Below are 20,941 nucleotides of genomic sequence, written 5' to 3' on the forward strand. Positions count from 1 at the left end.
TTGGGAGTGAAAGATGATGGGTTTGCTATTGCTGGGGAATGTCTTCCCGGGGAGCGCCGATCCAGCGGCTGATTTCGATGTCTCCGGAGGTATCGCGCTGGACGGTGGGTGCAATCACGAGCTCCTGGACCACAGTGCGCTGAGGCAAGGTGGCAACGAGGTGGATGGCCCGGGCGACGTCCTCCGGCTGGACCATGGCTTCGCGTTCTTCGTCCTTGGGCGGCCGTGCCCGGTTATCCAGGATGGGGGTTGCCGTTTCGCCCGGGAGGATAGTGATGGCGCGGAGCCCTTCATTGCGGAACGTGTTGTGGAGGTAGGTCATGAAGTTCCGCACGGCTGCCTTCGCTGCCCCGTAAGCAGCGCCGCCCAAGAGGTTCGGGTTCACGGCAGCAAGGGAGGAGACAGTAATGATGGTGCCGGTGTTCCGGGAAAGCATGCCCGGTAGCACGGCCTGGGTGAGCAGGTACACGGCGTTCAGGTTCACGTCCAGGACGCTGTTCCATTCCTCCTGGCTGATCCAGCGCACGTTCAGGACCTTGCTGGCACTTCCGGCGTTGTTCACTAGGACGTCCACAGGTCCGAGGTTTTCGCACACCCACTCGACCAGGGCGTCCACGCCGTCCTTGGAAACGATGTCCGCGGCGTGAGGGTGGACGTTCCCGCCGTCAGCCCTGATCTCCGCGGCGACTTCTTCAAGGACCTCAAGCCGCCGGCCTACCAGCACCACCTGAGCTCCTTCCGCGGCGAGCAGCGCTGCCGTGGACCGGCCCATGCCCGTGCCCGCGCCGGTAATTACGGCAACTTTGCCTTCAAGAAGTCCCATGGTTCCGTTCCTGTGAGGGGTGCATGTCGTGAGAAGCATATCAAATATGCGAAAAGTTTCTCATTTAAAGAGCTTGCTGGTCAAGTACCCTCCCCGGCTGAACTCTTCAGGCCGCGGCCGGCGCCGGCGCCTGACGTGAGTGGTGTGGGAGGTCGATTGCCTCGAACAGGCTCTCGACCCGGGACTCCAGCACGCCAAGCAGGCGCTGGGATTCGTGATAGTCGGCAACGGCCTTGTCCTGGCTCACCCAGCGGAACATCATGCGCTGACCGGGACGCGCCTGGCCCAACATGGGCATGGATGCCGTGGTGGCGAAAGCGACGATGGGGTAGCCGGCCGTCAGTGTCCGGTAGCGGCCCAGAATGATGAGTTCGTCGCCGTGCGGGATCTCGAACGCACCGATCGGCACGCCGTGGGACACGATTTCTCCCAGGCCTTCAGGGTGAACCACCGGACCGTCCAAACGCAGTCCTACGTGGTTGGACTTGGCGGTGACCGTGTATTCGCGGGAGGCGAGGAGTTCGCGGATTCCCGTGGCTGCGTCGGTTTCCGGTCCTTCAACAATGTCGATGGTCCACAGAGGGTGCTCGAGCGAAGGGATCGGCACCGGAAGCCGGAACAGCGGCTGGGTGAGGTAGGGATGCTCAAAGCCGGTGTAGGAAGTTTTGAGTTCCAGATGCTGGCCCACGGCGATCTGTTGCGGGAAGCCCATTCTTGCCTCGGGGGCCGTACTGCCCATGAAGTGGTCCGCGACCAGGGTTCCGCAGAAAACGAGGTAGTTCCGCATGCCGCCGCGGGCGTTGGCTATCACCACCCGCGCTTTGGCAGGCACGCAGACCGGTTCCCACATGGAGACCCTGCTGCCATTCACCGTGACGTCGGCCGGGGCTCCGGTAACGGCAATCAGCACAGGCTTGGACGTCGTGAAGGAGAACCGGCCGCCCATGAGTTCCAGGAGAGTGGCCCTACGGTCATTACCCACCAGGATGTTCGCCACCGCTGCCGAGTGCTGGTCGGCCGCGCCGCCGCAGGGGACACCAAGCGCTTCGGATTGTTCACGTCCCAGGTCCTGGAACGTGGCCAGCCATGCGGTCTCCTGGACCCTGATGGTAACGCTGCGCTCGGCCTGCATCAGCGTGCCCCCTCAATCGAGTACGAATCGGTCATCAGGAACCGGCCTTCCAGGCGTGCCCACTCGGACTCCGGGACCACCTTGAACCGTACGGTGTCACCGGGCGCGTAAGAGGTGGGCGGATCCTCATGGATGTCGCAGATGGTCAGGGGAGTGCGCCCGATGACCTTCCACCCCGTGGGGCCCGGGAAGGGCTGGATGATGGCATTGGTTCCGGCCACCATCACCGACCCCGGATCCACATTGGTCCGCGGTTCCTTGCAACGGCTGACCTGGCCGGGGAATCGCACCGCGCCCATCATGGGCGCCATGGCCGAGGCCAACAGGTTGATCGAGAGGACAGAGTCTTCGAGATGGCCCAGCACGGCCTCCTCGCTGATGCCCAGCTCGGCGGCCACGTCCGGCAGGTCCGGTGCGAAGGCCTCGTTGACCACCAGCGGAATCACAAAATGCTTGCCACCGGCCTGACTGGCGTCCTGGTGGAACCGCCCGGCAACGGCCAGCCTAATGGTCTGGGCCAGTTGCGCATGGCTTACGGCCAGGCAGTCGAATTCCACCAACAATGAGTCCACACCGGCCACCACATCCTGGAGGCCGAAGGGCCGCACCTCCAGAAGGATTTCGCGGAGCCGCCGGCTGCCGGCCTGTCGGTCCTCGACGGTCCCGGAAGCCACGCTGACCATCAGCGCCGAGTCCCCGAAAGGAACGGCATTGATGTCCGGAGTCTGTCCGGGAACTGGGTGCGTACTCATGATTCCTTCGGAAGTAGGGGAGGCTCAGACGGTTGCGAGCTTGGCCTTCTCGGCCAGCACTTCCTGCAGTCCTGTGGCCTTGACGCCGGCTTTGTCCAGCGCCGCACGGAGAGCCGTGCCGTTCTCAAGGACCTGCGGGTGGTCGCCGTGGAGCAGGACGACGTCGGCATCGTGGCCGAGCGGGACAACCTTGCCGGTGACCGCACGAACGGTTCCCTCGGTGACAACCTGGACCACGCGGCGGCCGATCTCCTCGGGGTCGTGCAGGAGCGCGCCCTCGGTGTTACGGGAAACGGGCATGCCGTCCTCGCCGTAGCCGCGGTCTGCCAGGAAGACGTAGCCAACCTTGAGCCCGCGCTTGCGGGATTCCTCGGCGAGCAGGCCGTTCTGGCAGATCACAATGTACGACGGATCATAGGCCTTGATGGCATCAGTGATGGCCCGGGCGTGTTTCGCGTCAGTCTGTGCGATACTGCCCATGCGGCCGTGCGGCGCGACATGGCTGATCTTGCCGCCGTGGATACGGGCGAAGGCGTCCAACGCGCCGATCTGGTACAGGACGTCCGTGCGGATTTCCTCCTCGCTGGCCTCGATCAGCCGGCGCCCGAAGCCCACCAGATCCGGGTAGCCCGGGTGTGCACCCAGTTCAATGCCGCGTTCCACGCAGGCTTTGACTGTAGCGTCCATGACTCGGGGGTCACCGGCGTGGAAGCCGCAGGCGATGTTGGAGGCAGTGACCAGGCCCAGCAGGGCGTCGTCATCGCCGATGGTGTAATTTCCGTAGCTTTCACCGAGGTCTGCGACGACGGCGACTGAGTTGATGCCCAAGGTGACTCCCAATGGTTCTCGTTGTGTGCTTTATGGTCCAACGGCGGCGGCCGGCCGGCAATGGCGGCAGGCCGCCGCCGCACGGGTTTTGTTAGTGGGTGGCCAGGGGCTGGCCCTTGGTTTCCTTCAGGAAGAAGACCGAGACGAGCGTGATGATGGCCGTGCCAATGGCGGCATATGCCGGGACCATGCTGTTGCCGGTGGCCTTGATGATTTCGGTCATGACCAGCGGGGCGCTGCCGCCGAAGATGATGGTGCTGAGGCTGAAGCCGATGCTGTAAGCGCTGTAGCGGACGGTCGTGGGGAACATTTCCGTCAGGACGGTGTGGACCACGGCGGCATGGCCGGAGAAGGCGATGGCCATGATGACTGTGGCGATGCAAGCCAGGCCCATGTTTCCGGTGGTGATCATGGCGAACATCGGGTAGGACACCACAGCCATGAGAACGGCGGACAGAATCAGTACTGGCTTGCGGCCGATTCGGTCTGACAGCCGCGCCATGAGGGGAATGGACACGATGATAGCGACGAGGCTTACGGCTGTGACCATAAGGGCCTGGAGCATGGTGAAGTTGTTGCCACTGCCGAGCTGGGTCTTTAGGTACGTTGGCATGTAGGCGAAGAGCAGGTAGTAGCCGGGTCCGTTGAGGGCCGGGAGGAAGATGGTCAGCGCAATTGCCTTGAGGTGCCGCTTGGAAGTAAAGACGGCACGCAGCGGATTACGTTCCACGACGTTGCGTTCCCGGAGGGCGGCGAAGTGCGGGGTGTCCTCCATCTTGGAGCGGATGTAGAAGCCCACGTAGCCCAGGGGGAGTGCAAAAAGGAACGGAATGCGCCATGCCCAAGCTTCCATTGTGGCGTCGCCGAGGGTAGTGATGAGCATGGCGGAGAAGCCGCTGCCGAAGAGGAGTGCGCAGAAGGAGCCCACTGCGATAAAGCTCATGGAGTAGTTGCGGCGCTTGTCGTGGGCGTATTCGCCAACGAAGGCCATGGCGCCTGCCACCTCGCCACCTGCGGAGAAGCCCTGCAGAATTCGGAAGAGGATCAGCAGTGCCGGCGCGGCCCAACCGATGACCGAGGAGGACGGGATTAGGCCGATACATGCCGTTGCTCCGGAGATGAGCAGCAAAAGCACTGCAAGTAGGTTCTTGCGGCCCAGCTTGTCTCCGAGGTAACCGGCAATGACGCTGCCGAAGGGGCGGGCCAGGAAGCTCACCAGGAAGCCCACGTTGGTCAGCAGCAGCGAACCGAGATCCTTGGAGCCCATGATGTTGATGGCCAGGTACGTGGTCAGCAGGCCATAGATACCGTAGTCGTACCATTCCACGAAGGAACCCATGGTGCCGGCCAGGGTCGCCTTGCGCACCACCTTGCCGTCAGCGGTGACGACCTTTATTTGAGCGGTGTTCAGTGTCACTGATGCCGTCGATGAGTTAGTCATTGCGGGTTCTCTCAGTCTAAGCGGTGTTCCGTTGGGGGAGTAGGGGAGGACTAGCTGTATTCGCGGGTAATCTCGGCGGTCATTTCGGCCTCGTGAACCGCGACAGCCTTGACCAACTCGAGGATTTCGGCCGCGCGGGCCTGGGGGATGATGACGACGCCGTCATCATCTGCGGCGACGATGTCGCCAGCGGAGCAAACAATGCCGCCGATGGCTACCGGTTCGCCGATGACGCCCGGGCCGTTCTTGAACGGCCCGGCGGGGGTGGTGCCGCGTGCGAACACGGGGAACTTGATCTCGGTTATGGTTGCCCGGTCGCGGATGTAGCCATCGATGACGGCACCGGTGGCGCCCGCGGCCTCGAAGCGCTGGGAGAGCTGTTCGCCCACCAGTGCCCGGTGCTCGTGGCCGAAGCCGTTGATGACCACGACGTCACCGGGCTCGATGTAGTTCAGGGACTCGATGACCGCCGCGTTGTCGCCCGCTGCACCGAGGACCGTCAGGGCAGATCCAACGCATTTGGCGCCGGCCCACACGGGGTTGATGTTGCCATCCACCAGGCCGAGGCGTTCCATGGCATCGCCGATGTTGGCCACCGGGAATGCCTCGAATGCACGGACCAGCTCCCGCGGCGGACGGGTCCACTGTGCCTTGCGGACGGTGAGCTCGAGAGTCGTTGCCATGTGTTCCACCTTTGGATTGGTCCGGGTATCGGTTGCGCTGGACGCCCTGAGACGCCCATCACATATGAGAAAAGTTTCGCGTTTTTTCTTCCAGCCGTCAAGCCCCCGATGTTTCCGTTCTGTAAAACCTCGGCGAGGGGCGGATCTCCTGTGGGGGAACTCACAAAAAAGCATTGACTTACCGAAACCAATGTGTGAATCTCTTCTCATTCGCGAAAGATATCGCAATTCACTCCTTAGGGATATATCCGGCCGGGTTCGCTCGCATCCGCCCTGGCCGCGGCCTCCCGAAGGCGACCAGGAGGTTCACCCTTATGCAAGGACGTTCCACGTTCATGGCCACCGCGGCCGCAGTAACCGCTGCCGCGTTCCTCTTGACCGGCTGCACCACCGGAGGCCAGTCAGCGGCAGGCGGAAGCACTGGCGGCACCATGTCCACGGACACCATCCGGACTGCCCTCAACGCAGATCCCACTACTTTCAACGCCGCCAAGGCCAACGCCAAGGACGACTACGAGGTTGCCCGGTTCCTGTACGACACCGTGGTCCGCAGGGACGCTGACGGCAAGTTCATTGGCGGCCTGGCAACCGAGTGGAAATCCACCGCCACCAACGCCACGTTGACCATCCGCAAAGATGCCTCATGCGCGGACGGCACCCCCATCACTCCCACGATCGTGGCCAAATCGCTCAGCTACTTCGCCGACCCCGCCACCAAGAACAACTTCGGCAAGCTCGTGTTCGGTCCCGGCCAGCCCACGATCACCGGCGATGACGCCGCTGGGACGGTGGAGATCAAGCTCGCCCAGCCTTGGTCCGAGCTCATCGGCGGGCTGACCCTGGCCCAGACCGGCATCATCTGCCCGGCCGGTCTCGCTGATCTGGATGGCCTGGCGAAGGGCGCCGTCAAGGGTGCGTTCTCAGGCCCTTACACGTTGACCAAGGCTAGCCATGGCGTCAGCTATGACATGACCCTGCGCGAGGACTACAAGGCCTGGCCGAAGTACTCCAAGCCCCTGGAAGGCGTTCCCGCCAAAACCGTCCGTTTCTTCCCAGGTGTCAATAAGACCACGGTGGCCAACCAGCTCCTCACCGGTGAAATGGACGTCTCGGATATCGCCCCCGCCGATGTCCAGCGCTTTGAAGGCAACAAGGACTACACCGTCACCTCCGTACCCTTCGCAGGCATCTTCCTCCTCTTCAACCAGCGTGAAGGCAGCCCCTTTACCGATCCGGCACTGCGCAAGGCAGTGGCCCAACTGATGAACCAGCAGGCGTTCAACGCAGCCGCTTACGCCGGCAAGGGCATCACCTACAACTCGATCGTGGCTCCCACGGTGCCGTGCGCGCTCCCGGACAACTCGAGCCTGACCAAGGAGGACGCGGCCGCGGCCAAGGCCGTGCTTGCGGGGAAGACCTTCAAGATGGTCGGCACCACCAGCATCGGCCCGAACGGAGCGGGCAGCACCTATGTCCAGGAAGCACTTCGCGCGGCAGGGGCTATGGTGAACCTCCAGCTCGTGGACAACGGAACCTGGGCCACCATGACCCAGACCAAGCCCGAGACCTGGGACCTGACCGTGCAGGGTGATGCCAACTTCGTCGGAACCGTGGCAGCTTCCCTGACCAGGATCGCCGGTGTGCCCACCGAAAAGGGTGGCCGCAACATCGGCGGCGGCGAGAACGCCGACATCCTCGCAGACATCGCCACCGCCCAGGCCGCCACTGACGAATCAGCCCGTTGCGACGCCTACACCAAGGCACAGAAGAGCATCCTCAGCGACAACGACATCGTTCCCTTCGTCGGCGAACCTCAGATCGTCGCCCAACGCTCAGGATTTTCCATCCAGGCACCGTCGGGAATCGTCGACTACGCCACTCTGCGCATCACCAAGTAAGCAAAGGTTTCACGATGACTGAACCAACCATGCTCTCCAAGGAAGTACAGATCCTTGAGAGCCAAACCCCGGGGGCCGCCAAAGGCCCCCGGGGCCGGGCCCTGAGCCTGTCGCCTTGGGCCGACTACGCAATCCGCCGCGCCGGTGGTGTTCTCCTCTCGGTCGCCCTGCTCGTCGTCGTGACCTTCTTCATGGTTCCACTCATCCCGGGTGACCCGGCAGTGGCAGTAGCCGGCGCGGACGCCACCACCGAACAAATCGAGGCCATCCGCAACAGCCTCGGCCTCAACGACCCCCTCTATATCCAGTTCATCAACTACGTCGGCGGCCTCTTCACCGGCGACCTCGGCGAATCCTTCGCGTACAGCACCTCCGTTTCGAAGATCATCGCCACCAAGCTTCCATTCACGGCTGAGATCGCCCTCCTCGGCATCATCGTGGTGCTGCTCGTCTCCGTACCCGTGGGCATGCTGGTGGGCATCCTCACCCGCGGCGGCCGGAAGAAATGGCTGGACGTGTCCTTCGGCATGCTCACCGGATTCTTCCAGGCCGTCCCGCAGTACGTCGTCTCCACCATGCTGGTGGTGGTCTTCGCCATCATCCTCAAGGTCCTCCCCGCAGCCGGTGCAGCCTCATTGAGTTCACTGATCCTCCCGGTGGTCGGCCTGTCCATCGCGCCGATCTGCTCGATCGCCCGTGTGGTGCGCCGCGAGACCTCCACGGTGCTGGAACAGGATTATCTGCGAACTGCCCGCGGATGGCGGTTGCCGTCACTGCGCCTCTATGCCCGGCACGCCCTGCCCAACCTGCTGACCACCGCCCTCACGCTGGCGGGCCTCATTCTCGCTGGCATGCTCGGCGGCGCCATCATCGTCGAAAACGTCTTCAACTGGCCAGGGCTCGGGCGCGAAATCGTCACCGCAATCGTCAACAAGGACTACCCCGTGATCCAAGGCATCATCCTGGTCCTGGGCTTCCTCGCCATCGTGCTGAACCTCCTGGTCGACGTCATCCTCGGCCTTATCGACCCACGTACGCTCGGAGGAAAATCCAATGGCTGAGACAGCCCGTCCCCGCCGCAGGTTCCGCTGGACCAGCGGCCTGATCGTCGGCATTGTCATGATGACCATCATGGTGCTCACAGCCGTATTCGCCCCGATGTTCCTCGCAGACGCTGCGGAGAAGCTGACGCCGCAGGCGTCGCAAGGACCCAGCGCCGGTCATTGGCTCGGAACTGATGACTTTGGCCGTGATGTACTGGCCAGGTCCTTGGTTGCAAGCCGCCTCACGCTCCTGATGACCGCCGCCACCACGGCAATTGCCGTCGTCGCCGGCATTGCTATCGGTACCGCAGTCTGGTTGGCGCCGCGCCCCGTCCGTGCCGCGGTCCTGCGGGTTATCGAAGCTGCTGTTGCCTACCCGAGCCTCATCTTCTCGCTCCTGATCGCCGCGATCCTGGGCCAAGGTACCTGGTCCGCCGTACTGGCCATCTCCATCGCCAGCATCCCTGCTTTCGCGCGTCTGACGGCGAACATGGCGGCTTCCATTTCGCAGCGCAACTACGTCTCCACAGCACGGTTGCTCGGGGTATCCGGCCCGCACATCATCACTCGGCACCTGCTGCCCAACATGGCCGAACCCCTCCTCGTCCTCACGGCCACAGTCTTCGCCACCACCCTGATCGACCTCTCGAGCCTGTCCTTCATCGGTCTTGGTGTGCAGAACCCCGAGTACGACTTCGGCCGTCTCCTCAACGAGGCCCTGGTCAACATCTACTCCCAGCCGCTGCAGGCAGTCATGCCCTCCATCATGATCACCGTCACCGGGCTTTCCGCGATGCTCATCGGTGACGGCCTTGCCGCCGCGACCGATCCCCGTGGCGGCCGTAAGTTCGGCAGCCTCCGCAAGGCATCCGAGGTTCCCGCCTCCTTGCGGGCCGACGCCGAAGCGCTCGTTGAGGTGGACAACCTCACGGTCACCACGCCGTCGGGCGTTCCCTTGGTGAAGGGCGTATCGCTGAGCATCCACGCCGGAGAAGTGGTGGGCCTGGTTGGAGAATCGGGCTCCGGGAAGTCGCTGACAGCCATGTCCATCGCCGGGCTGCTGCCCGAGGAACTGGGCGTCAGCGCCAAGACCATGCGCCTGGGGGAGCTGAATCTGCTCAAGAAGAACAACCCCCGCGAACTGGCGACCTCGATCGGGCTGGTGTATCAGGACCCTGGAACCAGTTTTAACCCGGCCCTTCGCATTGGCTCGCAGCTGACCGAAGTGAGCCGTGTGCACCTGGGCCAGTCCCGGCAAACCGCCTTCGGCCGGATGGTCAAAGCGCTAGCCGATATCCGAATCACCCAGCCGGGGAAACGAATGAAGCAGCACCCCCACGAACTGTCCGGTGGCATGCTGCAGCGGGCCATGATCGCGTCCACGCTGGTCACTGATCCCCGGCTGATCATCGCCGACGAGCCCACCACGGCGCTGGACGTAACTGTCCAGGCCGACGTGCTCCGGCAGTTCCGAACCATCAACCGGGAGATGGGCACCGCCATGCTATTCATCTCGCACGACATCGGCGTTGTCCAGGCCCTCTGCGACACGGTCATCGTGATGAACGGCGGCAAGATCCTCGAACGCCTCACCGGTGAAGAACTCGCTGCCGGCAAGGTCAAACACCCCTACACCAAGGCCCTCCTGGCGGCGACGCCCTCCATCGCCGAACGCAAAGCCGAGCTGGTCACCGTGAAGGCCACCGACTTCGCCATGGAAGAGGTTTACGACGACGAACCTGCCGCCAACCGCGGTTCCGACAAGACCGAGGAGGCCGCCAAGTGAGTGCCGACCAAGCAGTTCTTCAGTTGAACGATGTCAGGGTCACCTTTGGCTCCGGGCGATCCGCAGCCACGGTGCTGAAGGGCGTTAGCGCCAGCATCCTCCCGGGCAAGACCCTGGGCATCGTAGGTGAGTCGGGGTCAGGGAAGTCCACCATGGCCAAGGCGATTGTGGGGCTGGTGAAGCCCAGCAGCGGTGTGATTTCCTTCGACGGGCGGGACGTGTTGAAGATGTCCGGATCCGAGCGGCGCCGCATGCGCCGCGCGGTCCAGATGGTTCCGCAGGATCCCTACTCCTCGCTGAACCCTCGCCGGACCATCGGCCAAACCCTGGCCGAGGCCATTGATCCACTGCGGGCCAATTCCAAGGAACACCAGGAAAAGATCTCCTACTGGCTCTCCACCATCCGCCTGGATCCAGACGTGGCCGAGCGCTACCCGCACGAGTTCTCCGGCGGACAGCGACAACGCATCGCCATCGCCCGGGCGTTGGCCGTGCAGCCGAACCTCATCATCGCCGACGAGATCACCTCCGCGCTGGACCTCTCCGTCCAGGCCGAAATCCTCAACCTGATCGGCAGGCTCCGCAAGGAGCTGAACCTGACCATGGCGTTCATCTCCCACGACCTCGACGTAGTGCACCACGTCAGCGATGAAATCCTGGTCCTGTTCCATGGCGAGGTTGTCGAGTCCGGCGATGTCGACGCCGTGTACGGGAATCCACAGCACCCCTACACGCGCCGGCTGATCGATTCGGTGCCCGGTGGGCCCGGGTTCGACATCGGCCCCAGACGGCTGCCGGTTAAAGCCCGATCGAAGAGGCATAATCCTCCGGCCCCGGAGGCCGGAGGATTCGACGACGGAAGGTAACCAGCAGGAGTGCCGGCCAGGGCGACGTTTTACGCCTGTTACTGGCCGGCTTGACGGCGACGGACTGCCTCAGCCACCAGCTCCGTCATCCATGGGCGGGTGCCCCGGTGGAACGTCATATTTGCAGGTAGGCCGCTGATCGACGGGACAGACCCGGCGATGTCAATGGTGATGCGCCCACCGCCCAGTGGGGCGTTGGACAGGTGAAGGTCCCCGAAGGATTCGGGAAGAACCGGATCCAGCCATACACCGCCCGCTGACACCACCGGGTCGTACCGCATCAGGCTCGACATAAGCTGGATGGGTGCGGTGGCTGCCCAGGCCTGGGGGGAGCAGGCGGTCGGGTATGGCACCGGAGCGGCCAGGTGGTCTCGGTCGAAGCCGCAGAAAAGTTCCGGAAGCCGGCCGTCGGAGAACTCCGCTGCTTCCATTATCCCGGTGGCAATTCTTTGGGCTTCCGCGACGAAACCGTACCGGAGGAGCCCGGCAGCGGCGATGGCGTTGTCGTGAGGCCAGACGGAACCGTTGTGGTAGCTGGCAGGGTTGTACGCGCCCATGTTGCTGGCCAGCGTGCGTACGCCCCAACCGCTGAACATCTCCGGTGACAGGAGATGCGAGGCGACCTGTGGAGCCTTGTCTTCATCGATCAGCCCCAACAGAAGGCAGTGCCCCATGTTGGAGGCGCAGGCATCAACCTGCCGTTTCCTGCTGTCCAGCGCAATGGCGTAGTACCCGCGCTCCGGAATCCAGAACTGCTCGTTGAACTGCTTTTTGAGCAATGCTGCGCGATGGGTGAGACTGTCACCCATCGCCGTGTCCCCGGCGTCGTAGGCTAGCCAAGCCCGCGACAGGTAGGCCACGTAAACATAGGCCTGGACCTCGCAGAGCGCTATCGGCGGCTCGGCCAAGGTGCCATCGGCGAAGTTGATGCCATCCCAGGAATCCTTCCAGCCCTGATTGAGCAGCCCCCGATCGTTGAGCCGCTGATACTCAACGAAGCCGTCACCATCCTTGTCGCCGTAATTGATGATCCAGTCCAGTGCGCGGTCAGCGTGGGGCAGCAGGGCCTTGATGGTATCTGTGGCGAAACCCCAGCGGCTCACAGCCCCAAGAACCATGAGAAACAGGGGCGTGGCGTCCACACTGCCGTAGTAGTTTGACTTGCCGCCCAAGGACAGGCCGCTGGAGACATCAAGCCGGACCTCGTGGAGAATTTTGCCTGGTTCCTCCTCGGTGACGGGGTCCACAGTCCGGCCCTGACGGTCTGCGAGTGTCTGCAGGGTCCCCAGGGCCAGCGATGGGTCCACCGGCATCGCCATCACCGAGGCCCACAGTGAGTCCCTGCCGAACACGGTCATGAACCACGGCGCGCCCGCGGCCACGACAATCCGCTCCGGATGGTCGGGGTCCTCAATACGGAGTGCCCCCAGATCGTCGTAACTGCGGCGCAGGGTCCGTTCCACGGAGCGGTTGCCCATCTGAATTACGGGGATCCTGGCCACCCACTCCTGCCGGCGCCGGTCCCGGGGGGACATAGCGTTCCCCTCTGTTGGACCAAAAGCAGGCGCCGACTCTGGTCCATCAGTAGACGGCACAACAGTGAGAACAGTGCTCCAATGCCCATGGGCAGGCACTGACACCCGGAACGTCACGGACCCGGCCTCGGCCTTCGCATCCGGTGCATGGACGACTATGCCCTTCCGGACGTCCCGCCAGCTTCCTCTGATGCTCAGTACGCCTTCGTCGGCCTGTCGCGTTTGCTCCCAGCGATGCCGGATTCGAGCCTCTTTCACTTCGAATAAATCCGCGAAGTCCGCATCGACGTCTACGGTGACAACACAGTCGGCCGGTGCGGTTGAGAAGTTGCGGACAGTGATCTGTTCCTGAAGACCCGCGCCCACCTCCCGGAGACGCTCCACTATAAGGGGACTATCCGCATAACCGTCCGACCTGGGTACGCGCCCGACGAAAATGGCCCGGTAGGGTTCCTTCGTCTCCGCGGTCAGGGATTCGAGCGACTGGCCATCGACCGTCAAGGACCACGCCGAGAGGATGCGGGCGTCCCGCACAAACAGGCCGTGCGGCCGGTCCGGACTAATATCCCCGTTCGGCAACGATATGCAGAACGATGACCCCTCCACCAGCGTGATCGACCCAGCCCCCAGCGGCCCGGCCGCCGTATCAGCGTTCCACCCAGCCATATTGGCCTCCTCAAAGAGCAGCCCCCGCTCATTTCGAGAGCATCCATTGGACCTCACCGCCGTTTAGATGACGCTACGCCTTCCGCCAGATCCCCAACAGGGACTCTGGATAAGCCAGCCGCGGATCCACCCAGGATCAATTGCTTGCGCTACATTCTGCGAACCTGCAACCAACACGACTTAGACGACGTTAATTTTCATTGGTTCGAGTGCCCGGAAGGCGTTCTGGTCCTTGATACCTACCGGATAGGACGGTGCCCTCGAAATCCGACCAGCACAATGGAAGCCGAAGGGTGAGGTCGTATGGCTCGGTCAGGACGTCATCTATGGTCGCCTGTCCCGCCAGGTTGAGGCTGGTGAGCGGCTGCTGTACGGGGCGTTCACTCGGCATAGGTATGACAATACTGATGGACGGGTGCCCGCGAATGGCTAGACACGAACAACCTAGTTAGGGGAGTCCGGAGCTGCCAGGAACTGTTTTGGGGCGTGCTGCGGACTGGGGTCTTGAAGGTGACAGCCGTGGCCTTGAAGCCGACGGCGGCTGGGGTGGAGATACGGGACCTGAACGCTGCCCGGTTCAGGAGCAGCGACGTCGTCACTATTCCTGGCTGGTCGCCTGCGCATCCCAGCGCTTTCGTGCTCCTTGGCGGGTGATCCCGAATGCTCTGCCGATCTTGTCCCAGGAGAGGCCGTCGGCGCGGGCGGCCGCCACGGCGTCATCGAGCTGGTTCTCGATCGTCTTCAGTTGACCGCCCAAGGTGCTGATGGTGTGAAGATGCAGGTCAGGGGCGATGTGGAAGCGCCATTGATCCAGGAACAGCGGTTCCAGGTCTTCGCGGTCGTTGACGTAGGCGGCGTCGTCGCTGGAGGGATCTCCGGCGTAGATACGATGCCGGGTGAGATCTTCCTCGGCGGGATCCCAGACCCGGGTCCACAGCTGGTCCATGATGACGTGCTTGCGGTGCGGTTCGCAGCTGCAGGCAACCTTCCACCCAACTAACTGGGACGGCGGTCTTCACGCAACGCTGTCGGGATCGTCGTTTTCCCAGATCGTCTTACCGTCGGATGTCATCAGGCTGATCTGCAGGTGTTTCCCGCCGGCTGCGCATATGCCGTCGGCGAAGACGCAGATAACGTAGCCCTCGTGGTCGCTGCCCTCGGTGAACCAGCCCATTGAGCTTCCCTTCGTCGGCCTCCGGTTGGTACAGGGAGCAGATGCCCGAACGCAACCAGAGTTGCCAAGAAGGAGTGCGGTGACAACCCAAGTTTACGTAACATCGGCTGGGGTTTTCCCGGCTGGGGCTCGAGTGGCCCTGGTGCCCTCGGAGACGGCAAGGGCTGTCATCGCCGTAAAGCGGGTGATGACAGCCCTTTAGGACGCTTCTCGGTCCCTCGTGCCGCGGCGTCCTTTTAAGCTGTGGCCTGTTGTTGCAGCGCGAATTCAATGTCGACGTCGTCGTCCATTTGCTTGACGATTCGGCCGGTTTCGTCGACGTCCTTGTGGCCGGCATGGCGTCGGGTTTGTGCGGATTCGATGTGGAGTGCTGCGTTGGATCGTTGGTAGAGGTCAAGCCAGACGATGCCGGGGACGGGGAGGCCGTTTCGGTGTGCGTTGGTGATGCGTTGCTGTCGGGCGGCCTGTTGCTGTGCGGCATCTCCAGGGCTGGCTTTTACTTCGAGGGTATCCGGGGCCGTGAGGTCGATTCGGATCCTATTGGCATCCAGTTCCGGTACGGATTCGAGGGCCTGGAGGAGTTGGGGTGCTGCGACGTTTCGGACCAGGATCTGGACAGTTCCGTGCTCGAGGATGATGTCCCTGAGGGCGGGCAGCAGCAGTACCGCAAGGCGACCGGCGCCGTCAACGCAGATTGTCGAGCCAGTTTCGTCATAGCTGACAGGTTCTGACGGAACGGTCAGCGGTTCGGCATGGATGTATTTCAGGAGCCCCAGACCGTGTATTTCAGCAGCCAGAAGCGCATCGCGGGCTGCCGGCACTTCACCAGATTCCAGGCCGGCGGCCACGAGGAGGCGATCGAGGATTAGTCGGCATTCCCTTACGGACATGGCAGCGTCGCCGGGTGGGGGAGTCAGTTTGGAATCACTCATGTTGTTCAGTCCTCGGGTTCTGCAGGGAACTGCCAGTCCTGGCCGGTTCCGTTGGCAATTTCGGCAGGGGTGGGGGCGCCGTGGTAGATAACTCCGACTACTCCGACGGGGCCGTCCTCCTTGGTTTTGTCCAGTCCGTAGAAGGCGCTGTTGAAGAGGCGGATGATGTGGGCGGGGTTGAAGTCCTCGTCCCGGGTGTTTGCGCGGACGGTGTGATATTCCTGGTCCTTGTGGGCCAGGATGCGCTCGACGGTAGCGCGGTATTCCGGGTGCTGCCGTATCAGGGCGCCGGTTGTCAGTGCGGGTGCTGCGTGCTGTAGCAGGGGCATCAGGGCCTGCAATTTTTGGGGGAGGTCCAGGGTCATGTCGTCGAGCAGGTCGGGTAGGTCCTGGAGCGGGCCGCGGCGGGGTTCTTCGGCATTGGCGGATTTGTACCAGGCGAAGTGGTTGGCCTGCGGGAGGGAAAGGTCGACCTCCAGTGCCCAGGAGTAGTCCTTGGCAATGATGTCCGCGAGTTCAGAAACCGGGGTAGCGGGGCTGGCGAGCGGGGATTCATCCACGGTGGTAAGGCTGGTCATGTCCTCGGGGTAGGGGAGAAGCTCCGTGAGCAGCGTGCTTAGGATTTCCTGGGTTTCGAGGGTGAGGTCCGCGGCCTGGACGTAAAGTTCATCAAGAATAGGGCCTTGACCTGTTGCGGACCGGTGCAGTTCGGCTAGCCGGTTGCGCAGCTCGGACAGCTCGGCGCTGACCAGGTCCGCTGCGGGCTGGTATGTGTACCGCATCCGGTCCTGGGCTTTGTAGGTTGCGGCCCGGGACAGCAGGCTGTCCAGGCGCTCCAGTTCCGGGGCGTCCGTGCCCAGTTTCAGGGCTCGTGCTTGGGCGAGGGCTGATTCACGCAGGGTCAGCCAGCGGTCCACCATGCCGGGATGGTTCTTCGCGAACAGCACCAATCCAAGCCCCGATGCATTGCCCAGGCCCAGGAAGCGGCGGAAGGCGTGGCTGAGTCCGGGTGCTTCCGTGTTGCGGGCCTTGGCCATGTGCTCGGCCAGGTCAAGGCTGAATTCCCGCATGAGGTAGGAGGTCAGCATCTGTGCGTGGTAGGGCGTGCGCAGCGGGTGGTCGTTCTCGTAGGCGGCGAAGGACCGTGTTCCGAAGGTGCCGTTGCCGTCCAGGCCGGTGTTTCGCATGAGGTAGCAGACCGCCCCCAGTACCCGGGCCGGTGGTTGTTCTCCGTGGGAGAGGGCGTCGACGGTGAGGTCGAAGGCGCGCATGCTGCGGTTTGCCCGGCACCAGATCAGGGTTCCGCGTGCGGCCCGGCCCCCGTAGAGCTTGGGTAGTTCTCGCTTGGTGTGCTCGATGCGTTCGTTGTCTGCGGATCCTTCAACGAGGGCGCCCATCATGTCCCAGTGGCTGCCGATGATGCGGTCGGTGCGTTCCACGCCCTCCTTCGGGGCGTTGGAGAACACCACGAATTCGAAGGACCAGTCATCGTTGACTGCCACGTGGTAGCGGGCGCTGCCTTCACCCAGGGCGTCCATGTCGAACTCCGGGCGGGTGATGACCCAGCGCTCCTGAACCATCTTGTTCATCAGCGCTCGGCTGGCGCTGAACCGTGTGGGCTGCAATGCGCCCAGCGTGTCGGGGGTCATAACGACTCCCGGATCCCTCAATTGCATCATTCCTGCTCCAAATCGGCGGTTGTTGTCTGCCCTGAACGGGCGAAAAGTTTCAGAACGTATGTCTGTGTATACGTGACGCTGTTCAGCATACACATACACGACTTCGAACGGTAGTGCGGTATTTCGGCGGCCGATGGGAAAATTTGGTTCAGCTCTTGTATGTGCCTCGCAGCACACGTACGCTGTTCGCAAATGGAAAACACATCAGCCCTTGAAGAGACAGCCGCTCAGAAGTCCGCAACCCGGACCCTGAGTTCCGCCAGCCGGGCCCTGAGCCTGCTGGAAGCGATCGCCGAGCACCGGCGCCCCGTAAAGCCGCCGACGCTCTCGCGTCAGCTGGGCTGGTCCAGGGCTACCCTGCACCAGCACCTGGTGACATTCGTCAGCGCCGGCTGGCTTGAGCAGCTTGAGGATGGCTCGTACCGGCTCTCCATGCGGGCAAGCCGGGTGGGACGGGCGGCAATGGAGCAATCCAGCATCGGCGAACGCGTCCTTCCGGTCATGCGCCAGCTGACAGAGAGCACCAGGGAATCGACCTTCCTCGCTGTCCTTGACGGGGACATGGCGCACATTGTGGAGCGGCTGGAACCCCGGCGCCGCATCCGTGCCGACATCGGCGCGGAGATGAGCTGGCCCCTTGATGACAGCGCATCGGGACGGGTGTTGATCGCGTTCGCCGACCCCGCCGTCGTGGACGAACTTAAAGCCTCCGGCGCCAAACTCCCCACCCAGACCGAACTGGCCCGGGTCCGTCGCAACGGCTTTGCTGTCTCTGCCCGGGAACCCGATGACGAAGACATGATTACCGCCGTGGCCGTTCCCCTGATGGACGACCGTGGATACTGCGTTGCCGCCCTCGGTGTTCTGGGTCCCCAGGACCGCCTGGACATCGACGACGTGGCACGCAGGCTTCGCGCCGGAGCGGACAACCTCCACGCGCTCTGGCACACCGCCACCTAAACAACAGAGGACCTCTCACACGATGAAAACATCGGAAACCATTTATGTGGACGGCATGGAAAGCGGAAGCTTCACCGCCGAAACACTCCGGACCATCAGGTCCGGCCAGGTGGACTGCATTACCGTCACCTGCGGGTTCTGGGACGATGCAGTGGAGTCACTTGACTCCATCGCCAGATGGACGGAACTCATCGAAGCCAACAGCGACGTCGCAGGCCTGGCCCGCAACGCGGACGATATCCGGAACCTGCGGGCCGAAAACCGCACCGCGGTCCTGCTGGGCTTCCAGAACACCTCGTCCCTGCAGGGCAGGATCCGGTTCGTCAGGCTCTTTGCCCAGATGGGTGTGCGCGTCTTCCAGCTCACCTACAACAACCAGAACGACGTCGGCTCCAGCTGCTACGAACCAGGAGACGCCGGCCTCACCCGCTTCGGGTACGAAGTGGTCGGCGAACTCAACAAGCACGGCATCCTTGTCGACCTGTCACACGTGGGAGAAAAGACCTGCAAGGACGCGATAGCCGCCTCCTCAAAACCGGTCGCGATCACCCACGCCAACGCTGCAAGCCTTTACGCCCACCCCCGCAACGTCTCCGACAGCCTGATCAAGGAACTCGCCGTCCGCGGCGGCGTCATCGGCTGTGCCCTCTACCCCAACCTGGCAGGGCCCGACTACAGCAAGTCCCTTGATGCCTGGTGCGACATGGTGATCCGGACGGCCGACATCGCCGGAATCGACCATGTCGGCATCGGATCCGACCTTGGAGGCAGCACGAGCCCGGCGGACCTGACCTGGATGCGGGAGGGACGGTGGACGCGTAAGACCAACTATGGCGCGGCCTCACCCGTGTCCCCCGGAGATGACGACCCGGACTGGTTCACATCGATGGAATCCTTCGCCGGCATCGCCGAGGGCCTCACCCGCCGGGGCCTGACCGCGGATGAAACCACCGCAGTCATGGGCGGGAACTGGATGCGTCTTTACAGCGAGGTTATGGCATGAGCACTCTTTCAACCACCAGGGCCGGCGAACCGGCAACCAGCCACGGCCCCCGGAAGGTCATTCCCCTGCGCAGGCCAGGAAGGATCGCGTCAGCGGTCATCATCCTGATCCTCCTGCTCCAGGGCGTCATCATCCTTTTCACTAATCCCAACTTCGAATGGGACGTGGTGGCGCACTATCTCTTCGCCCCCCAAATCATGCAAGGTTTGTGGCTGACCCTCTGGCTCACGGTCGTGGCCATGGTGCTGGGCATCGCCCTGGGCGTGGTCCTGGCCATTATGCGCCTGTCCTCCAACCCGGTCGCCTCCTACACGGCCTGGGCGTTCGTCTGGTTCTTCCGCGGCACACCGCTGCTGGTGCAACTGGTGTTCTGGTACAACCTCGCGGCGCTCTTCCCAGCGATCAACATAGGAATCCCTTTCGGCGGACCGGTTTTCACCAGCCTTGACGCGAACAAAATCATCACCCCCATCATCGCCAGCCTCCTGGGGTTGGTCCTCAATGAGGCCGCCTACATGGCCGAGATTGTCCGTTCCGGCATCACGGCCGTGGACAAGGGCCAGGTCGAGGCCGCCAGCGCCCTGGGCATGAACAGAGCCAAAACCCTCCGCCGCATCATCCTTCCCCAAGCCTCCCGGGTCATGATCCCGCCGGCAGGGAACGAAACCATCACCATGCTCAAGAGCACCTCCCTTGTGAGTGTGGTGGCGGTCGCGGACCTGATGTATCAGGTCAACCTCATCTCCGCCCAGACCTTCCAGACCATCCCGCTGCTCATCGTCGCGAGCCTCTGGTACCTCCTGGCCACCTCCATCCTTTCCGTGGGACAGGCCCAACTCGAGCGCAAATTCGGGCGCAGCGACCAGCAGATCGTCACGGCCGGCGGACGGTTCAAGCAACTCCTCACCACTCGGCGTCTACGGAAGGCAGGCAACCGGTGAACACCGACAACACCCTCCCCATGGTGCAGGTCACCGACGTGCACAAGCACTACGGCGACTTCCACGTCCTGAACGGCATCAACCTCTCACTCCACGCCGGTGAAGTCATGTGCGTCGTGGGACCTTCCGGATCCGGGAAATCAACCATGCTGCGCTGCATCAACCACCTCGAAAAAATCGACGCGGGCAGCATCCACGTCGACGGCGAACTCGTCGGCTACCGCGAACGCGGCGGGAACCTCCACGAAATGAAAGACAAAGACGTCTGCCGGCAACGCGCCGACGTCGGCATGGTCTTCCAGAAGTTCAACCTCTTCGCCCACATGACCGCACTGGAAAACATTATGGAAGCCCCCGTCCAGGTCCGCGGCCGGCGCCGCAACGAAGTGCGCGACGAAGCCATGGAACTGCTCGAACGCGTCGGGCTGGGATCAAAGAGCGGCAACTACCCCGGCCAGCTCTCCGGCGGCCAGCAACAGCGCGTCGCCATCGCCCGCGCCCTGGCAATGAAGCCAAAAGTCATGCTGTTCGATGAACCAACATCCGCGCTGGACCCGGAGCTCGTCGGTGAAGTCCTGGACGTCATGCGTGAACTCGCCGCATCCGGGATGACCATGGCTGTAGTGACCCACGAAATGGCCTTCGCCAAAGAGGTCGGGAACTCGCTGGTCTTCATGGACGGCGGTGCCGTCGTCGAAAGCGGACACCCCAAAGACGTCCTGAACAACCCGCAACACGCCCGTACACAGGCATTCCTCTCCAAGGTCCTCTAGGACCCGTTCCACCTCCCCGAAGAACC

General features: G+C 63.0%; 20 protein-coding genes. 9 read left to right on the forward strand and 11 right to left on the reverse strand.

From position 1 onward, the window contains the following. Nucleotides 1–25 precede the first annotated feature (25 nt). From AC6I99_RS09885 to AC6I99_RS09910, 6 genes are all read right to left on the reverse strand, one after another. A complete protein-coding gene (locus AC6I99_RS09885; RefSeq protein WP_497960922.1) occupies nucleotides 26–823 on the reverse strand; it encodes an SDR family oxidoreductase in 798 nt (265 codons plus the stop codon). 106 nt (nucleotides 824–929) lie between these two features. Next, complete coding sequence (locus tag AC6I99_RS09890) at nucleotides 930–1,955, reverse strand: 5-oxoprolinase subunit C family protein (RefSeq protein ID WP_497960923.1); 1,026 nt, start codon at nucleotides 1,953–1,955, stop codon at nucleotides 930–932. Further along, nucleotides 1,955–2,707, reverse strand: a complete 753-nt coding sequence (locus AC6I99_RS09895; RefSeq protein ID WP_497960924.1) for a 5-oxoprolinase subunit B family protein — start codon at nucleotides 2,705–2,707, stop codon at nucleotides 1,955–1,957. Before AC6I99_RS09895 ends, AC6I99_RS09890 begins: the two co-directional genes overlap by 1 nt. A 24-nt stretch (nucleotides 2,708–2,731) precedes the next feature. Next, nucleotides 2,732–3,535, reverse strand: coding sequence for a LamB/YcsF family protein (locus AC6I99_RS09900; protein WP_497960925.1), 804 nt, complete (start codon nucleotides 3,533–3,535; stop codon nucleotides 2,732–2,734). A 91-nt stretch (nucleotides 3,536–3,626) separates the two neighbouring features. Continuing rightward, entirely contained in the window at nucleotides 3,627–4,976 is a 1,350-nt protein-coding gene (locus AC6I99_RS09905) for an MFS transporter (RefSeq protein WP_497960926.1), read from the reverse strand. A gap of 50 nt (nucleotides 4,977–5,026) precedes the next feature. Further along, nucleotides 5,027–5,659, reverse strand: a complete 633-nt coding sequence (locus AC6I99_RS09910) for an RraA family protein (RefSeq protein ID WP_387819164.1) — start codon at nucleotides 5,657–5,659, stop codon at nucleotides 5,027–5,029. A gap of 314 nt (nucleotides 5,660–5,973) precedes the next feature. Between AC6I99_RS09910 and AC6I99_RS09915 the strand changes: the two genes are divergently transcribed. Genes AC6I99_RS09915 through AC6I99_RS09930 form a run of 4 tightly spaced genes read left to right on the forward strand, consistent with a single transcriptional unit; the run spans nucleotide 5,974 to nucleotide 11,252 of the window. Continuing rightward, entirely contained in the window at nucleotides 5,974–7,557 is a 1,584-nt protein-coding gene (locus AC6I99_RS09915) for an ABC transporter substrate-binding protein (RefSeq protein ID WP_497960927.1), read from the forward strand. 14 nt (nucleotides 7,558–7,571) lie between these two features. After that, nucleotides 7,572–8,618 (forward strand): ABC transporter permease, encoded by a 1,047-nt coding sequence (locus AC6I99_RS09920; RefSeq protein ID WP_497960928.1) that lies wholly within the window; start codon nucleotides 7,572–7,574, stop codon nucleotides 8,616–8,618. After that, nucleotides 8,611–10,386, forward strand: a complete 1,776-nt coding sequence (locus AC6I99_RS09925; RefSeq protein ID WP_497960929.1) for a dipeptide/oligopeptide/nickel ABC transporter permease/ATP-binding protein — start codon at nucleotides 8,611–8,613, stop codon at nucleotides 10,384–10,386. The genes AC6I99_RS09920 and AC6I99_RS09925 overlap by 8 nt, the downstream gene beginning before the upstream one ends. After that, a complete protein-coding gene (locus AC6I99_RS09930; protein WP_497960930.1) occupies nucleotides 10,383–11,252 on the forward strand; it encodes an ABC transporter ATP-binding protein in 870 nt (289 codons plus the stop codon). Before AC6I99_RS09925 ends, AC6I99_RS09930 begins: the two co-directional genes overlap by 4 nt. A gap of 38 nt (nucleotides 11,253–11,290) precedes the next feature. On the opposite strand, the gene AC6I99_RS09935 is transcribed toward AC6I99_RS09930, so the two are convergent. The 3 genes from AC6I99_RS09935 to AC6I99_RS09945 all read right to left on the reverse strand — a co-directional run bounded on the left by AC6I99_RS09935 (nucleotide 11,291) and on the right by AC6I99_RS09945 (nucleotide 14,627). After that, nucleotides 11,291–13,453, reverse strand: coding sequence for an amylo-alpha-1,6-glucosidase (locus tag AC6I99_RS09935; protein WP_497960931.1), 2,163 nt, complete (start codon nucleotides 13,451–13,453; stop codon nucleotides 11,291–11,293). A 598-nt stretch (nucleotides 13,454–14,051) separates the two neighbouring features. Next, entirely contained in the window at nucleotides 14,052–14,399 is a 348-nt protein-coding gene (locus tag AC6I99_RS09940; RefSeq protein WP_497960932.1) for a hypothetical protein, read from the reverse strand. A gap of 69 nt (nucleotides 14,400–14,468) precedes the next feature. Then, complete coding sequence (locus AC6I99_RS09945; protein ID WP_497960933.1) at nucleotides 14,469–14,627, reverse strand: hypothetical protein; 159 nt, start codon at nucleotides 14,625–14,627, stop codon at nucleotides 14,469–14,471. Between the two features lie 79 nt (nucleotides 14,628–14,706). Between AC6I99_RS09945 and AC6I99_RS09950 the strand changes: the two genes are divergently transcribed. Beyond that, a complete protein-coding gene (locus AC6I99_RS09950) occupies nucleotides 14,707–14,829 on the forward strand; it encodes a hypothetical protein (protein ID WP_497960934.1) in 123 nt (40 codons plus the stop codon). A 34-nt stretch (nucleotides 14,830–14,863) separates the two neighbouring features. Here AC6I99_RS09950 and AC6I99_RS09955 read toward each other — a convergent pair whose 3' ends face one another. Then, the gene (locus AC6I99_RS09955; RefSeq protein ID WP_497960935.1) at nucleotides 14,864–15,559 is read right to left on the reverse strand and encodes a hypothetical protein; all 696 of its coding nucleotides are present in this window, start codon (nucleotides 15,557–15,559) and stop codon (nucleotides 14,864–14,866) included. Nucleotides 15,560–15,564: 5 nt separating this feature from the next. Then, on the reverse strand, nucleotides 15,565–17,208 hold the full coding sequence (locus AC6I99_RS09960) for a hypothetical protein (protein WP_497960936.1): 1,644 nt from the start codon (nucleotides 17,206–17,208) through the stop codon (nucleotides 15,565–15,567). A gap of 222 nt (nucleotides 17,209–17,430) precedes the next feature. Here AC6I99_RS09960 and AC6I99_RS09965 point away from each other — a divergent pair, with 222 nt between their 5' ends. Genes AC6I99_RS09965 through AC6I99_RS09980 form a run of 4 tightly spaced genes read left to right on the forward strand, consistent with a single transcriptional unit; the run spans nucleotide 17,431 to nucleotide 20,915 of the window. Beyond that, on the forward strand, nucleotides 17,431–18,198 hold the full coding sequence (locus AC6I99_RS09965) for an IclR family transcriptional regulator (RefSeq protein ID WP_497960937.1): 768 nt from the start codon (nucleotides 17,431–17,433) through the stop codon (nucleotides 18,196–18,198). 22 nt (nucleotides 18,199–18,220) lie between these two features. Continuing rightward, complete coding sequence (locus AC6I99_RS09970) at nucleotides 18,221–19,201, forward strand: dipeptidase (RefSeq protein ID WP_497960938.1); 981 nt, start codon at nucleotides 18,221–18,223, stop codon at nucleotides 19,199–19,201. Next, nucleotides 19,198–20,142, forward strand: coding sequence for an amino acid ABC transporter permease (locus AC6I99_RS09975; protein ID WP_497960939.1), 945 nt, complete (start codon nucleotides 19,198–19,200; stop codon nucleotides 20,140–20,142). The genes AC6I99_RS09970 and AC6I99_RS09975 overlap by 4 nt, the downstream gene beginning before the upstream one ends. Before the next feature lie 20 nt (nucleotides 20,143–20,162). Further along, the gene (locus AC6I99_RS09980; protein WP_497961952.1) at nucleotides 20,163–20,915 is read left to right on the forward strand and encodes an amino acid ABC transporter ATP-binding protein; all 753 of its coding nucleotides are present in this window, start codon (nucleotides 20,163–20,165) and stop codon (nucleotides 20,913–20,915) included. Nucleotides 20,916–20,941 lie beyond the last annotated feature (26 nt).

It is taken from the genome of Arthrobacter sp. TmtSoilC77 (assembly GCF_059739415.1).